Genomic DNA, 14,975 nt, shown 5'->3' on the forward strand with positions numbered 1-14,975 from the left:
CGATTAGAGCGGCACCTGTTGACCAGCCCCTCCGGAGACTGACGATGCCGCTCGCCAAGCCCCGCCGTCCCCGCACCCGGCCCTCCTCCGGCGAGAAGGGCCAGGGCGGCGGTCTGCTGCGGAACCTGCGGGTGTCGCAGAAGCTGTTCGCCTCCTTCGGCGTGCTCAGCCTGCTCGTCATCGCGGTCGGGCTGACCGGCCTCGCCCAGCTGCGTGGCTCCAACAACCGGCTCGAAACCATGTACCGGGAGAACGTGCAGGCCATCGCCCGGCTCGGCGAGGTCCGCGCCGACGTCCAGCAGGCCACCTCGCTGTCCGCCAAACTGATCCTGCGCTCCCCGCTGGCCGACGTCAGCAACGTGCGGATGGCGATCGAACGGCTCGACAGCGACATCGACGCCACCTGGGCGGCGTACACGGCCAACCCGGCCGCCGGCACCGAGACCGACCGCGGCGCGTTCACGGCCGGCCTGGCCGAATACCGCAAGATCCGCGACCAGCAGCTCGTCCCGGCGGCCACGGCCAACAGCCTCGGCACCTACCTGGGCGTACAGAACAACTACATCGACCCGCTCACCAGCAAGATCACCGTGGCGCTGAACAACCTGGCCGGCATCGAGGACAAAGCCGCCCAGCAGCAGATGGCGGACGCCCGCAGCAACGCCACCATGGCCCGCATCCTCATCCTGGCGCTGATCGCCGGCGCCATGGCCTTCGCCGCCGTCATCGCCGTCGTGGTCAGCCGGGCCATCGCCCGCCCGCTCGGCCAGACGGTCAAGGTCCTCGAAGCACTCGCCGAAGGCCGCCTGGACCAGCGCCTCGAGGTCAGGGGCCGCGACGAGGTCGGCCGGATGGGCGAGGCGCTCAACACCGCCCTCGACCGGCTCACCGCGGCCCTGCGCGACATCGGCACCAACGTCACCACCCTGGCGTCCTCCTCGGAGGACCTCACCGGCGTGGCCGGCCGGATGAACGCGTCCGCGGCCCGCTCGGCCGGCCGCGCCCACGCGGTGTCCACCGCCTCCGAGGAGATCAGCGCCAACATCGCCACGGTCTCCGCCGGCGCCGACGAGATCGGCAGCTCGATCACCGAGATCGCCCGCAGCACCTCCAACGCGGCCGACGTGGCCGGCCAGGCGGTCCGGATCTCCGGCGAGGCCGACGCGATCCTGCGCAAACTCGGCGAGTCCTCGGCCGAGATCGTCTCGGTCATCAAAATCATCACCGGAATCGCGGCCCAGACCAACCTGCTGGCCCTGAACGCGACCATCGAGGCGGCCCGCGCCGGCGAGATGGGCAAGGGCTTCGCCGTCGTGGCCGGCGAGGTCAAGGAACTGGCCCAGGAAACCGCCCGGGCCACCGAGGACATCCGCACCCGGGTCGACGCGATCCAGACCGACTCGACCGCGGCCGTCGCCGCCATCGCCGAGATCGGCGCGGTCATCGACCAGATCAACGCGACCCAGACGGCGATCGCGGCCGCGGTCGAGGAACAGACCGCGACCACCAACGAGATGGGCCGCAACGTGGGCGAGGTGGCCGCGGGCTCCACCGAGATCTCCTCGAACGTGGCCGAGGTGGCCGAAGCGGCGGCGGAAACGACGAGCGCGGCGGCGAACACGGCCGCGGCGGCGGACGAACTCGCCCGGGTGGCCCACGACCTGCAGCAGAGCCTGGCGATGTTCCGCTACTGATCCCTGCGGGGACCGCCATCCCACGGCGGCCGTCATGCGGCTCGATCCGCGAGGCGGCCGCCGTGCCGTGCGCATGCGGGATGGACACCGCGATGAGTGCCGGAGTAGCCTTTACCCGTGACTAGTGGTCGGGCGTCACCCCGAGAACCATGCCGCGCCCCCGCCGGTCAGTGCACCACATCGACCACCTGCCTTTGTCGTCACGAACTGGTAGGGACAAACTCCACATGGCTTACGTCAAGTACACCCGGGAAATGCTGAGCGAGGCGGTCGCCGCCTCGACCTCCATGGCCGGGGTTCTGCGCCATCTCGGCCTACCCCAGAACGGCGGCGGTCCGAGGCGGCGCCACCACACCCAGGTCCTGGTGCTGCGGCCGGTGGAGGCCAAGCGCGAGAAGCCGAAGGCCCTCAGGCGAGCCCTGGAGGAAACGGGCCGCCCGTATATCTGCGCGGAATGCGGCATCGGCGACAGCTGGAACGGCCGCCCCTTACCCTGCATGTCGATCACATCGACGGACAGTTCTGGGATTGCCGCATCGACAACCTGCGGTTCCTGTGCCCGAATTGCCACGGTCAGACGGCCACATATGCCGGACGCAACCGGCAGCGATCCTCAGCCAGCACCATTCGGGTGGACGCTCAGGGCAACGCCGTGGACCTGAGCGGACCGGTCCAGGCACTCAGCGATGAGGAGAAGGTTGAGGTGCTGGCGCGCGTCGACCTGAAGGAAGTCACGGTGACAGACGCCGCGAGACTGATCGGCTGCGATCGCAACCATGTCTACAACCTTCAACGCCGGCTCAAAGAACGTGGCTCACTTGCCCGCAGTCCGCGCAGCAACCGGATCTCGCAAGCCCATCGCGATGCCGTCGTCGCCTTCGCTCTCCAGCACCCCTCGATGGGCGACCGGAACATTGCCGCGGCACTGCGCCAGGGGGAAGACGGTGGCATCTCCGTGTCGTCAACGACGATCCACAACATTCTCAAGACTGTCGGATTGTCTAAGGCGGAGGACCGGAAGGCCGCAGCTGCGAAGCTTGACCCGCCGGCCACCGTCTAGAATGTTCGGCACGATAGCCCAGATGGGCAAATCGGGCGGAAGTGGCGGAACAGGCAGACGCGCCAGACTTAGGATTTGGTTCTCGAGAGAGAGTGGGGGTTCAAGTCCCCCCTTCCGCACCGTGTGGTGCCGCGCACCATCCTGGTCGCCCGTCGGTCCGTTCGGATCGGCGGGCGCAAGGATGGCCCCATGCCGTTGTCGTTCGTCCTTGATCCGCCGTTGACCGATGCCCTGCGGGCCGACATCGTCACGCTCTGGACCGATGTCACCAACGCCGGCGGTGCCGTTGGTTTCGTCGCTCCTGTCACCCAGGATGATGTGCGGCCGGTTGCCGAGACCACCCTCGCCGGAGTCGCCCAGGGGATCGACCGGCTGCTGATCGGCGTCGACGACGGCCGCCTGGTCGCGCTGCTTTTCATCGCCGACAACCGGTTCCCGCTCAAGGCGCACTGGCGCGTCCTCAAGCGCGTCATGGTCCTACCCGGCAGTCAGGGCCGGGGCTACGGCGCTGCCCTCATGCGCGAGGCCGCCGCCGTTGCCTCAGGGCTCGGCCTCGCAGGCCTTCAGGTCACCGTCCGGGACGGGCACGGGTTGGACGGTTTCTACCGTCGTCTCGGCTATCGCGAGGTCGGCCGCGTCCCGGGTGCGCTGCGCATCGCCCCCGGTGATGATCGGGATGAGCTGTTCATGTGGCTGGATCTGGGTCAGCCGCAGGATGCCGCTTTCACGGCCGGTTCCGCCGCGGCCAGCGCCACGTCGCCGGCCTGATCCGGCGCCGCTTCCGTCGCTTCCAGCACCGGGGCCGGCGCCGCCGACGAGGATGTGACGCTCGGGGACGGGGATGCCTTCTTCGGCTTCGGGGACGGCGTGGCCTTCTTCTTGGCCGGCTTCGGCGCTGCTTCGACGTTGGTGCTGGTGCCGTTGGCGAACCGTACCGATGTGGTCTGCTTCTGCTGCGGGAGCAGTTTGATGTTCTTGGCCGTGATGGTCTTGCCGTAGATGTCGGTCATCTTGACCTGGAACGGGCCGTTGCCCATCCGGCCGTCGATGATCCAGACGTTGTAGTCCTCCTGAGCCGCGGCTTTGAAGCTGCCGCCCGGGCCTTTGGCCGACACCGACTTGATGGCGTTGGAGTGGTTGTCGATGCTGATCGCCCAGTAGTACTGCGACGTGCCTTCGACGAAGGTGATGCTCAGCGGGCCGGGGGCGGGGGCGTTCGGCACGGTCTTGTAGGTGATCGGGATGATGCCGTCGATCTCCTTGCCGATCTTCTTGAACGCTGTGCGGCTCAGGTCGAGGTGACCGACCGGGCATTCGGGGCAGGAGTCGAAGACCTTGACCCGTACCTTGCCCTTGGGGCCGGTGACGTCGATGTAGCTGCCGCACGCCGCCGCGCCGGAGTATTCGCCTTTGCCCAGGGCCACGTACAGGTCGTCGGCCGGGGTTCTGGTCGAGCAGTTGCCCTGGGTGCCGGCGAGGTCGTAGAACGTCGCCTTGCCGCTGTGTTTGGCGCTGCTCGGCGGCGCCGCGCACGCGGGGTCGCTGTGCTGCAGCAGCAGGGCGACGCCGAGGACGCCGGCGAGCAGCACGGCGCCGCCGGTGGCGAGCCAGCGGGGGGCGAGGAGACGGTGAGCAGTCACGTTGACGCATCCTTCGCGGGTGCGGCACCCGCGGGCAACTCTCCTAAGACAGAGCTAAGGAAGACTCCCCCACCCGGATGACTTCGGTCTCACCTGGGGAGATGTCGGGGATGAGGTTGATGCCGAAGAGCAGGCCGTCGTCGTAGCGGCGGTGCCGGCCGAGGGCGCGCAGCGGTTGCCGGCCCACTTCGCCGGTCTCCTGATCGACGGTGGTGACTACGCAGCGGCTGCACGACTTGGCCGCGCGGAAGGTGGTGCCGCCGAGCTGGACGCGGTGGCCGAGCCAGTTGTCCTCGGCCCAGGGGCGGGCGCCGGTGATGACGACGTTGGGCCGGAAGCGGGTCATCGGCACGGGTTCGTCGCCGGCTTCGAGCAGCCAGTCGTTGACGGCGTCGAGGGAGGCGATGCTGGTGAGCAGCAGCGGGTAGCCGTCGGCGAAGCTGACCCGGTCGCCGGGCTGGGCGTGGGTCTGGATCGGCCGCACGCTGGTGTCGGCGAGCCAGGCGAGGCGGGCCGGGCGGCCGAGGAAGTCGGAGATGAAGTCGGTGGCGGCCGGGGCGAGCCGGGCGGTCAGCGGCGGTTTGGAGCTGAAGACGCGCAGGGTCTCCTTGGGGCCGTCCTCGGGTTCGGCGACGTCGAAGCCGTTGAGCAGCAGGCCGCCGGGGCGGGGGACGGCGTGCAGGCCGGTGAGTTCGGGGGCCTGGCGCTGGGTGATGCCGACCCCGTCGGGGTCGATGATCATCCAGCGGCGGTCGCCGGCGAGGCCCCACGGCTCCACCCGCGCCGCGTCGTGGTCGAGGCGGTGACAACCCTTGACGGGGTACGTGTGCAGCGAGCTGATCCGCATCCGCCCAGCGTAGGCATGGTTGCGTGAGAGCGCCGCCCGTCATCGGCCACTGAGGCGTACGCGGACCGCGCTCGCCGCGCAGAGCACCACGACGAGGCCGCCGACGAGCGTGGCCGCGGAGAGGTGTTCGCGCAGCAGCAGGCCGGCCCAGGCGATGGTCAGCACGGGCTGGATGAGCTGGACCTGGCTGACCTGGGCCATCGGTCCGACGGCCAGCCCGTGGTACCAGGCGAAGAAGCCGAGAAACATGCTGACCACGGCCAGGTACGCGAAGGCCGCCCACTGCACCGGTGTCGCCTGCGGGGCTTGCCGTACGGCGGAGAGCACGGCCAGCGTGAGCATGAGCGGTGCGCAGACCACGAGCGCCCAGGAGACGGTCTGCCACGCGCCCAGTTCGCGGGCCAGGAGGCCGCCTTCGGCGTACCCGATGGCAGCGGACAGCACCGCGCCGAACAGGAGCAGGTCGCTCCAGTGCAGCCGGCCGAGTCCGCTCTGCGCGGAGGCGAAGCCGAGCGCGGCGACCGCGCCGAGACCGGCGGCGGCCCAGAAGGCGGGCGGTGGGCGTTCGTGGCCGCGGATCACGGCCAGGGCCGCGGTCGCGGCCGGCAGGACGGCGATGACCACAGCGCTGTGGCCGGCCGGGGCGGTGCTGAGCGCGTACGAGGTCAGCAGGGGGAAGCCCACCACGACGCCGCCGCCGACCACCGCCAGCCGCCACCACTGCGCGCCGCGGGGCAGGCGCTGGCGGGTGACGACCAGCGCGACCGCCGCCAGGGCCGCCGCGACCACCGCCCGCCCCGAGCCGATGAAAAGCGGCGAGAGCCCACCCACCGCCACCCGGGTGAACGGGACGGTGAACGAGAAGGCCGCGACGCCGAGCAGTCCCCACCACAGCCCCGATAGCGGCGAGCGGACAAGGACGATAGCGCTACTATGCTCACTCATGAATGACAGTAGCAGTTCGCGCATCGTCGACGATCTGCGGAAGTGGATCGCCACGGCGGCGCCGGGCGCCCGGCTGCCGTCCACCCGGACGCTGGTGGCCCGGCACCAGGCCGGCCCGGTGACCGTGCAGCGCGCGCTACGCACCCTGCTCGACCAGGGACTCATCGAGAGCCGGCCCGGCGCCGGCACGTTCGTCCGGGCGGTACGGATCGCCCGGCCGGCCGACTACGGCTGGCAGACCGCCGCCCTGGGCTCGCCGCGGGCGCGGATCCCGGCGATCTCCAGCGCTTTGCGCAGCACCCCGCACGACGTCATCGCCCTGCACGCCGGCTATCCCGACCGCGAGCTGCTGCCGGAACGCCTGGTGCGGGCGGCGCTGACCCGGGCGGCACGATCGGACGCCACCGTCTCCCGGCCGCCGGTCGCGGGCCTTCCGGAGCTGCAATCCTGGTTCGCCCGGGAGCTCGGCGCCGCAACCCCGGCCGGTGTCACGCCGCCGGTGCCGAGTGACGTCATCGTGCTCCCGGGCAGCCAGAGCGGCCTCAGCTCGGTGTTCCGCGCACTGGTGGGGCCCGGGCAGCCGGTGCTGCTGGAGTCGCCGACGTACTGGGGCGCGATCATCGCCGCACAGCAGGCCGGCGTACGGGTCGTGCCCGTGCCCAGCGGCCCGGCCGGACCGGACCCGGACGATCTCGCGCGGGCGTTCGCGGAGACCTCCGCCCGGCTGTTCTATGCACAGCCGAACTACGCCAACCCGACCGGCGGGCAGTGGCCGGCGGCGCTGCACGACCAGGTGCTGGAGGTGGTCCGGCAGCACCGCGCGTTCCTGGTCGAAGACGACTGGGCCCACGACCTCGCCATCACCGGCACCGCGGCCCCGGTCGCCGCCCGCGACGACGGCGGCCACGTCGTCTATCTCCGGTCGCTGACCAAGAGCGTGTCGCCGGCCGTCCGCGTCGCCGCGGTCATCGCCCGCGGCCCGGCCCGCGACCGCATCCTGGCCGACCGCGGCGCCGAGTCGATGTACGTCAGCAGTCTGCTCCAGGCGGCGGCACTCGACATCGTGACGCAGCCGGCCTGGCAGACCCACCTGCGCGGGCTGCGGCACCAACTTGGTGCCCGCCGCGATCTGCTGGTGACGGCCGTCCGCGAACACGTGCCGCGGGCGGACCTCGAACACGTGCCGGCCGGCGGGCTGAACCTGTGGTTACGGATGCCCGACGGCACGGACCTCGGGCGGCTGGCGACCGACTGCGAGACCGCCCGGCTCATCATCGCGCCCGGGAACGAATGGTTCCCGGCCGAACCGACCGGCCCGTTCGTGCGGCTGAACTATGCGGGTCCCAACCCCGCTGCTTTCGCCGAGGGGGCGCGCATCCTCGGGCGGGCGCTGACCGGTCAGCTCACCTGAAGTCGGTACTCGCCGGACACGACGGCCCGCCGGACCGCTGCCGCCGTCTGCGCCGCGTCGAGAACACTCGTGTCGATGGCGTGACCCTCCAGGCTGCCGAGCTGCGCGAAGGCGGCGTGCAGGCCGGTGACGGCGTCGGCGTCCTTCAGCTCGTGGCCCGCCCGGGCGGTGGCGCGCGCCAAGGTCGTGGTCAGGTCGGGCCGCAGGACCACATAGGACACCTTGAGCTGCGCACGATCGACGAGCGCGCGGAACGGCGGCAGGAACCACGGCCCCACGATCCCGTCCACCACGACGTCGTAACCGCCGCGCGCGAACGTGCCGACGGTGCCGACGGTCGCTTCGATGACCACCTCGTTCTGCCGCTGGGCGGCGGGCAGGAACGGCAGCACGAAGCCGGCGCGGATCGAGCGGTAGAACATGTCGGTCACCAGATGAACGGTGGGGACGTCAGCGTCGGTGGCGAGTAGCTCGGCCACGGTCGTCTTCCCCGCGCCGGGCGGGCCGGTCAGGATGGTCACTTCGCTGGTCACGCTCGGAAAGGTAGCGACGGGACCGGCCGGGAAACAGTCTTGTCTTTCCCCGCGCCGCGCCCCGGCCGAGCGCGGGTCCTCAATCGAGGCGGCGGCGCCCACAAGTTCTATGAGCGGGGGCAGCTCCCGGCAGTCGTCCTTCACCAGCCGGGACAAGGCGACGGCCGAGGCGGCGAAGAAGATCGGTGAGAAGGTCCGCAAGGGATACGCCCCGGCTGTCCCCGGCGGGCGGGCGAAGCGGGCCATCTCCCAGCGACAGATCATCAGCAGCCGGTCGACCGCCACCCGGGCGCGAGCTCTGGCACACCCGCACCGGCGCGGTGCTGTTCGGCTGGCAGGAGCGCGACACCCTCTACGCGGGCACCGCCACCCGGCAGGTGGTCGAGCTGGGCAAGGACGGGTCGGCCCGGCAGACGTACCGCTGTGACGCGGCGGTGTATTCGTGCGCCACAGCCGCGGACGGCCGTTACGTCTTCGCCGGTGACAGTGCCTCGTCCATCTACTGCTTCGACGCCGCCGGGACCAGGCTGTGGAAGCTGGGCACGGGCTGCGGCTCGGCGTATTCGATGCAGTACCGCGACGAGCGGCTCTACATCGTGACCACCGACGGCTCCTTGGCGTGCATCGACGCGAGCGAGGAGGCGATCCGGTCGGCGGTCGGCGGCAGCGTTCCGCAGATGGTCGACGTGAAGGCGCCGCCGCGCATGTCGGCGGTCGTTCCGTCGACCACTGTGGAGATCGTCCACGACGTGGCGGGCGGTGTGGTGGTCGAGTGCGTCGACGAGGGTGGGCGGCTGCGGATCCGGGTCGTGTCGTCGGGCTACCACCGCGACTGGCAGGTCCAGTTCCCGAAGGGCATCCGCGAGCACGGCAGCCGCTACGTCGTGACCGGGATCCGCGAGGCGAGCCGCGGCGGCTTCTACCGGGCGTACGGCGAGATCCGCCGGCTGGTGTAGCCGCTGCGACCGGGCGTGCGGCCTGGGCAGGAAGGCCCGGCCGGAAGGCCCGGGCGGAAGGCCCAGGCGGAAGGCCTAGGCGGAAGGCCCAGGCGGAAGGCCCGGCCCGAAGGCCCGAGCGGATCGGTGCCGGCGCAGTCGTCACCCCGGGTCACTAGCCTCTGAGGATGATCACGCTGACGCCGATGTTGGAGCGATGGGCTGCCGACTGCCCGTTCTGGCCGGTTGATCCGACCGATTACCTTCTCCCGGTCCCGGCCCGGCCGACGCCTCGGCAGGTGGGCACGGTGATGTGGGCACTGATCGGACGCAGCGTCACCGCGGATGACTTGTCGATCACTGCGAGGGATGCCACCGAGGCACTCGAAGCGTATCTGGCCGTCGAGGACGAGGACTACGCGCCTGGTGGCCTACGGGTCGGTGCCGGCGACGTCGTCATCGATCCCGGTTGCTGCGTCGGCCTCGACGAGTGGCGCGACTGGCTGCGCATCGCCGGCGGTGAGGTGATCGATCTCGGGCACGACCCCGACGTTCTGATGGAGCACCGCGGTTCCGTGGTCCGGCTGTGGCAGGACGGTGGTCACCTTCCTTCAGGGCAGCGGCCGGACCCCGGCAAACCACATATCGACGTGCCACGCGATGCCTTGCCGACATTGCTGGGTGCGGTGCAGGAGGATCTCGCCGGTTTCCTGGCCGCCATGCGTCCCTGGGCGCATGACCTCGACCCCCGGCCGGCTGATCTGCTCGTTGATGCGGTGGACAGGCGTCTGCAGATCAGCGCACCTCTCGGCAGCTGACGCGGCCGGCGCCGGTGTGGCGAACCAGCCGGATCGGCGACAGGGGTAGCGCTCTGAAAGTTTTCATGCATAGGCTGCTGGGGTGAATGACGGAGCGGCCAGGACGGCCGAGCGGGTGGTGGATCTCTTCCAGGGCGCCCGGCTCACCCCGACGCAGCGGCGGATCGCGCACAGCCTCGTGCAGCACGCGCCCTCCGCCGCCTATCTCTCCGCCGCCGAGGTCGCTGAGCTGGCCGGGGTGAGCCAGCCGTCGGTCACCCGGTTCGCCATGGCCCTGGGCTACGCCGGCTATCCCGCACTGCGGCGCGAGCTGCGCGCCCTGGTCGGGGTCGGCACCGCCCCCGCCGACAGCGGGGACAACCCCGTGCAGCGGGCCCTGCGGGCCGAGACCCAGCATCTGGAACGCATGGCCGACCAGTTGAGCAGCCTCGACGCCGTCCAGCAGGCCGCCCGGCTGCTCGCGGCCAGCCGTCCCCTGCCGGTGCTGGGGCTGCGCGCCGCCGGGCCGCTGGCAGCGTATTTCGGGTATTTCGCCGCCAAGGTGCAGCCGGACGTCCGGGTGCTCGACGACGGCGGCACGATGCTGCTGGATCGGCTCGATCAGGCCCGCGCGGCCGGTGCGACCGCGATGCTGGCGATTGTGCTGCCGCGCTATCCGCGGGAGACCCTCGACGTCATCCGCGAGGCCGGGGCCGCCGGTCTGGCCGTCGTCGCGCTCACCGACTCGGCGGTGAGCCCGGCCGCCGCGCACGCCGACGTGGTGCTGCCCGCCCCGGTCGGCACCCAGCTGGTGTTCGACCTGCACACCGGGCCGATGGCCATGGCCATGGTGCTGCTCCAGGCGATGTGCGACGCCGCGCCCGAGCAGGCCCAGCGCCGCCTGGAGGAGTTCGAGGCGATCGCCTCCCGCCGCCACATCTTCGAAGCGTGAAGGAGTTCGGTATGTCAGTGCGAGCGCCACGGGGCACCACCCGTACCGCCAAGGGGTGGCCGCAGGAGGCCGCCAAGCGGATGTTGCTCAACAACCTCGACCCCGACGTGGCCGAGCGCCCCGACGACCTGGTCGTCTACGGCGGCACCGGGCGCGCCGCCCGGAACTGGCCGTCGTTGCACGCGATCGTCCGGGAGCTGGACGTGCTGGCCGACGACGAGACGCTGCTGGTGCAGTCGGGCAAGCCGGTCGGGGTGTTCCGCACCCACGAGTGGGCGCCGCGGGTGCTGCTGGCCAACTCCAACCTCGTCGGCGACTGGGCGACCTGGCCGGAGTTCCGCCGCCTCGAGCAGCTCGGCCTGACCATGTACGGCCAGATGACCGCCGGCTCCTGGATCTACATCGGCACCCAGGGCATCCTGCAGGGCACCTACGAGACGTTCGCGGCCGTGGCGGCGAAGCGGTTCGGCGGCGACCTCGCCGGCACGTTGACGCTGACCGCCGGCTGCGGCGGCATGGGTGGCGCCCAGCCGCTCGCGGTCACCATGAACGGCGGCGTCTGCCTGATCGTGGACGTCGACGAGTCGCGGCTGCGGCGCCGGGTCAAGGACCGCTACCTGGACACGGTGGCGGCCGACCTGGACGACGCCGTCCGGCAGGCCGAGGCGGCCAAACGGGACCGCAAGGCGGTCAGCATCGGGGTCGCCGGCAACGCCGCCGAGGTATTCCCCGAGCTGCTGCGCCGGGGCGTGGCGATCGACATCGTCACCGACCAGACCAGCGCGCACGACCCGCTGAGCTACGTGCCGATCGGCATCGACCCGGGTGACGCCGCCGACTACGCGGCCGCCAAGCCCGAGGAGTTCACCGACCGGGCCCGGGAGAGCATGGCCCGGCACGTCGAGGCGATGGTCGGCTTCCTCGACGCCGGCGCCGAGGTGTTCGACTACGGCAACTCCATCCGCGGCGAGGCCCAGCTCGGCGGGTACGACCGGGCGTTCGCGTTCCCCGGGTTCGTGCCCGCGTACATCCGGCCGTTGTTCGCCGAGGGCAAGGGGCCGTTCCGCTGGGCCGCGCTGTCCGGCGACCCGGCCGACATCGCCGCCACCGACCGGGCCGTGCTGGAGCTGTTCCCGGACAACGAGCCGCTGGCCCGGTGGATCAGGCTGGCCGGCGAGCGGGTCGCCTTCCAGGGGCTGCCGGCGCGGATCTGCTGGCTCGGCTACGGCGAACGGGACAAGGCCGGGGTGCGGTTCAACGACATGGTGACGCGCGGCGAGGTCTCCGCGCCGCTGGTCATCGGGCGCGACCACCTCGACGCCGGGTCGGTGGCCTCGCCGTACCGGGAGACCGAGGCGATGCTGGACGGCTCGGACGCGATCGCCGACTGGCCGCTGCTGAACGCGATGATCAACACGGCGAGCGGGGCGAGCTGGGTGTCCATCCATCACGGCGGCGGCGTCGGCATCGGCCGGTCGATCCACGCCGGGCAGGTCTGCGTCGCCGACGGCACCGCCCTGGCCGGGCAGAAGATCGAACGCGTGCTCACCAACGACCCGGGCATGGGCGTGATCCGGCACGTCGACGCCGGCTACGAGTCCGCCGCCGCGGCCTCCGTGCACATCCCCATGCGGGACGGAGACAAGGCAGAGCCGACCCGCGGCGGAAAACCGAAGGGAAACCAACAATGACCGCGGCCTTCCCGCGGCTCTGGGCCGAGATCGCGCCCATCGGCCGCGACCGGACCGGCGGTTATCTGCGGTACGCCCTCAGCGACCCCGAGCTGATCCTGCGCGACTGGTTCCGCAACCAGGCCGACCGCCGCGACATGACGGTCACCGACGACGGCAACGGCAACCTGTTCGCCTGGTGGGGCCGCCAGTGGGGTCCCGGCACCGTGCTGACCGGCTCGCACTTCGACTCGGTCCCGCACGGCGGCGGATACGACGGCCCGCTCGGCATCGTCAGCGCGTTCCTGGCCGTCGACCGGCTCCGGGCCGCCGGCGTGACCCCGGCCCGACCGATCGGCGTGGCCGCGTTCGTCGAGGAGGAGGGTGGCCGCTTCGGCCTGCCCTGCCTCGGTTCCCGGCTGCTGACCGGCGCGATCGACCCGGACGCCGCCGCCGCGCTGTGTGACGCCGACGGGGTGACCTTCGGCGAGGCGCTGGGTGGCCGCCCGGCCGGGGCGCTGCCCGCGCTGGCGAGCCGGGTCGGCGCCGTCGTGGAGCTGCACATCGAGCAGGGCCGGGCGCTGGAGGTGCCGGTCGGTGTCGCGAGCGCGATCTGGCCGCACGGCCGCTGGCGGCTGGACTTCACCGGCCACGGCGACCACGCCGGCACCACCCGGATGGCCGACCGGCACGACCCGATGCTGACCTTCGCGGCCACCGTACTGGCGGCCAACGAGGAGGCCCGGCTGGCCGGGGCGCTGGCCACCATCGCCCGCGTCTCGGTGCAGCCCAACGCCACCAACGCGATCCCGTCGCTGGTCCGCGCCTGGCTGGACGCCCGGGCGGCGGACACCGCCACCATGGACCGGCTGGTCGAGACCATCGTCAAGCGGGCGGTCGGGCGCGCGGCCGACGACGGTACGCAGGTCAGCGTCGAACCCGAATCAGCCTCCCCCGAGGTGGCCTTCGACACCACGCTGGCGACGCGGCTGTCCACGTTGCTGGGTGACGCACCGATCCTGCCGACCGGCGCCGGTCACGACGCCGGGGTGCTGTCCGCGCACGTGCCGACCGCGATGCTGTTCGTCCGCAACCCGACCGGCGTCTCGCACTCCCCGGCCGAGCACGCCACCGACGCCGACTGCACGGCCGGCGTCGAGGCGCTGGCCACCGTGCTCGGGGAGCTCGCGGCATGACGTACTTCGCGCAGTACGCCTGGGTCGGCGGGACGGTCGCGCGCGATGTCCGCATCGAGATCGAGGACGGGCGCTTCGCCACCGTCACCCCGGGCGCGGCCCCCACCGGCACCCTGTTGCCCGGGCTCGTGCTGCCCGGGCTGGCCAACGCGCACTCGCACGCGTTCCACCGGGCTCTGCGCGGTCGCACCCACGGTGACCGCGGCAGTTTCTGGACCTGGCGCGAGCTGATGTACGAGGTGGCCGGCCGGCTCGACCCGGACAGCTACTTCGCCCTGGCCCGGGCGGTCTACGGCGAGATGGCCCTGGCCGGGATCACCTGCGTGGGCGAGTTCCACTACCTGCACCACGGCCCGGACGGCACGCCCTACGCCGACCCGAACGCGATGGGCCACGCGCTGATCGAGGCGGCCCGGGAAGCCGGCATCCGGATCACTCTGCTGGACACTGTCTATCTGACGTCCGGCGTGGACGGTAAGCCGCTCGAAGGCGTCCAGCGGCGCTTCGGTGACGGCGACTACGACGGCTGGGCCACGCGTTTCGACGGGCTGCGCGCGAGCGCGGGCGTGAAGATCGGCGCGGCCCTGCACTCGGTACGGGCGGCGCCGGTCGACGGGATGGCGACGTTCGCGCACCGCACCGACGGGCTGCCGGTGCACGTCCACCTCTCGGAGCAGCGCGCCGAGAACGAGCAGTGCCAGGCCGTGCACGGCTGTTCGCCCACCGAACTGCTCGACAGCACGGGCGTCTGGCAGCCCATGACGACCGCGGTGCACGCCACCCACCTGTCCCCCGCCGACCTGCGGATCCTCGCCGGGCAGCACGTCTGCCTGTGCCCGAGCACCGAACGTGATCTGGCCGACGGCATCGGCCCGGCCCGGGCGCTGGCCGACGCGGGCGCCCGGCTCAGCCTGGGCAGCGACAGCCAGGCGGTCATCGACCTCTTCGAGGAGGCCCGCGGCGTCGAGCTCGACGAGCGGCTCGCCACCGAGCGCCGCGGTCACTTCACCGCCGCTGAGCTGCTGACCGCCGCGACGGCCACCGGTCACGCGGCGCTGGGCTGGGACGACGCCGGCACGATCGCGGCCGGCCGGCGCGCCGACCTGGTCGCGGTGTCGCTGGAGAGCGTGCGCACCGCGGGCGTCGACCCGGCCGGCCTGGTCTTCGCGGCCACCGCGGCCGACGTGACCCACGTGGTCGCGGACGGCCGCCTCATCGTGGACGGCGGCCGGCACACCGCGTTCGACGTCCCGGCCGCGCTGCGGGAGGCCTTGGCATGACCGACTGCACCGGAA

General features: G+C 71.8%; 14 protein-coding genes and 1 tRNA gene. 11 read left to right on the plus strand and 4 right to left on the minus strand.

The window, feature by feature from the left end; genetic code table 11:
* Positions 1–44: 44 nt before the first annotated feature.
* The 4 genes from ACZ6S4_RS22115 to ACZ6S4_RS22130 all read left to right on the plus strand — a co-directional run bounded on the left by ACZ6S4_RS22115 (position 45) and on the right by ACZ6S4_RS22130 (position 3,522).
* Positions 45–1,694: a methyl-accepting chemotaxis protein gene (locus ACZ6S4_RS22115; protein ID WP_465476737.1), complete on the plus strand. Its 1,650-nt coding sequence runs from the start codon at positions 45–47 to the stop codon at positions 1,692–1,694.
* Between the two features lie 454 nt (positions 1,695–2,148).
* Positions 2,149–2,754 carry a helix-turn-helix domain-containing protein gene (locus tag ACZ6S4_RS22120; RefSeq protein ID WP_465476738.1) on the plus strand — a complete coding sequence of 202 codons (606 nt, stop codon included), beginning with the start codon at positions 2,149–2,151 and terminating at the stop codon, positions 2,752–2,754.
* A gap of 35 nt (positions 2,755–2,789) precedes the next feature.
* Positions 2,790–2,873: transfer RNA gene (locus tag ACZ6S4_RS22125), tRNA-Leu, on the plus strand.
* Positions 2,874–2,943: 70 nt separating this feature from the next.
* Positions 2,944–3,522: a GNAT family N-acetyltransferase gene (locus tag ACZ6S4_RS22130; protein WP_465476739.1), complete on the plus strand. Its 579-nt coding sequence runs from the start codon at positions 2,944–2,946 to the stop codon at positions 3,520–3,522.
* Here ACZ6S4_RS22130 and ACZ6S4_RS22135 read toward each other — a convergent pair.
* Genes ACZ6S4_RS22135 through ACZ6S4_RS22145 form a run of 3 tightly spaced genes read right to left on the minus strand, consistent with a single transcriptional unit; the run spans position 3,459 to position 6,186 of the window.
* On the minus strand, positions 3,459–4,394 hold the full coding sequence (locus ACZ6S4_RS22135) for an expansin EXLX1 family cellulose-binding protein (protein WP_465476740.1): 936 nt from the start codon (positions 4,392–4,394) through the stop codon (positions 3,459–3,461). The two genes, ACZ6S4_RS22130 and ACZ6S4_RS22135, sit on opposite strands and share 64 nt — an antisense overlap.
* Positions 4,395–4,437: 43 nt before the next feature.
* Complete coding sequence (locus ACZ6S4_RS22140) at positions 4,438–5,241, minus strand: MOSC domain-containing protein (protein WP_465476741.1); 804 nt, start codon at positions 5,239–5,241, stop codon at positions 4,438–4,440.
* A gap of 39 nt (positions 5,242–5,280) precedes the next feature.
* Positions 5,281–6,186 (minus strand): DMT family transporter, encoded by a 906-nt coding sequence (locus ACZ6S4_RS22145; RefSeq protein ID WP_465476742.1) that lies wholly within the window; start codon positions 6,184–6,186, stop codon positions 5,281–5,283.
* Here ACZ6S4_RS22145 and ACZ6S4_RS22150 point away from each other — a divergent pair.
* The gene (locus ACZ6S4_RS22150; protein WP_465476743.1) at positions 6,185–7,597 is read left to right on the plus strand and encodes an aminotransferase-like domain-containing protein; all 1,413 of its coding nucleotides are present in this window, start codon (positions 6,185–6,187) and stop codon (positions 7,595–7,597) included. The genes ACZ6S4_RS22145 and ACZ6S4_RS22150 overlap by 2 nt on opposite strands.
* On the opposite strand, the gene ACZ6S4_RS22155 is transcribed toward ACZ6S4_RS22150, so the two are convergent.
* The gene (locus ACZ6S4_RS22155) at positions 7,585–8,415 is read right to left on the minus strand and encodes an AAA family ATPase (protein ID WP_465476744.1); all 831 of its coding nucleotides are present in this window, start codon (positions 8,413–8,415) and stop codon (positions 7,585–7,587) included. The two genes, ACZ6S4_RS22150 and ACZ6S4_RS22155, sit on opposite strands and share 13 nt — an antisense overlap.
* Before the next feature lie 35 nt (positions 8,416–8,450).
* Between ACZ6S4_RS22155 and ACZ6S4_RS22160 the strand changes: the two genes are divergently transcribed.
* The 6 genes from ACZ6S4_RS22160 to ACZ6S4_RS22185 all read left to right on the plus strand — a co-directional run bounded on the left by ACZ6S4_RS22160 (position 8,451) and on the right by ACZ6S4_RS22185 (position 14,960).
* Positions 8,451–9,086, plus strand: coding sequence for an outer membrane protein assembly factor BamB family protein (locus tag ACZ6S4_RS22160; RefSeq protein WP_465476745.1), 636 nt, complete (start codon positions 8,451–8,453; stop codon positions 9,084–9,086).
* A gap of 167 nt (positions 9,087–9,253) precedes the next feature.
* Positions 9,254–9,883, plus strand: a complete 630-nt coding sequence (locus ACZ6S4_RS22165) for a hypothetical protein (RefSeq protein ID WP_465476746.1) — start codon at positions 9,254–9,256, stop codon at positions 9,881–9,883.
* A gap of 82 nt (positions 9,884–9,965) precedes the next feature.
* On the plus strand, positions 9,966–10,814 hold the full coding sequence (locus ACZ6S4_RS22170) for a MurR/RpiR family transcriptional regulator (RefSeq protein ID WP_465476747.1): 849 nt from the start codon (positions 9,966–9,968) through the stop codon (positions 10,812–10,814).
* 11 nt (positions 10,815–10,825) lie between these two features.
* A complete protein-coding gene (gene hutU / locus ACZ6S4_RS22175; protein ID WP_465476748.1) occupies positions 10,826–12,505 on the plus strand; it encodes a urocanate hydratase in 1,680 nt (559 codons plus the stop codon).
* A complete protein-coding gene (locus tag ACZ6S4_RS22180; protein WP_465476749.1) occupies positions 12,502–13,680 on the plus strand; it encodes an allantoate amidohydrolase in 1,179 nt (392 codons plus the stop codon). The genes hutU and ACZ6S4_RS22180 overlap by 4 nt, the downstream gene beginning before the upstream one ends.
* Positions 13,677–14,960, plus strand: coding sequence for a formimidoylglutamate deiminase (locus ACZ6S4_RS22185; RefSeq protein ID WP_465476750.1), 1,284 nt, complete (start codon positions 13,677–13,679; stop codon positions 14,958–14,960). Before ACZ6S4_RS22180 ends, ACZ6S4_RS22185 begins: the two co-directional genes overlap by 4 nt.
* Positions 14,961–14,975 lie beyond the last annotated feature (15 nt).

This window comes from Actinoplanes sp. NPDC051405 (assembly GCF_055586185.1).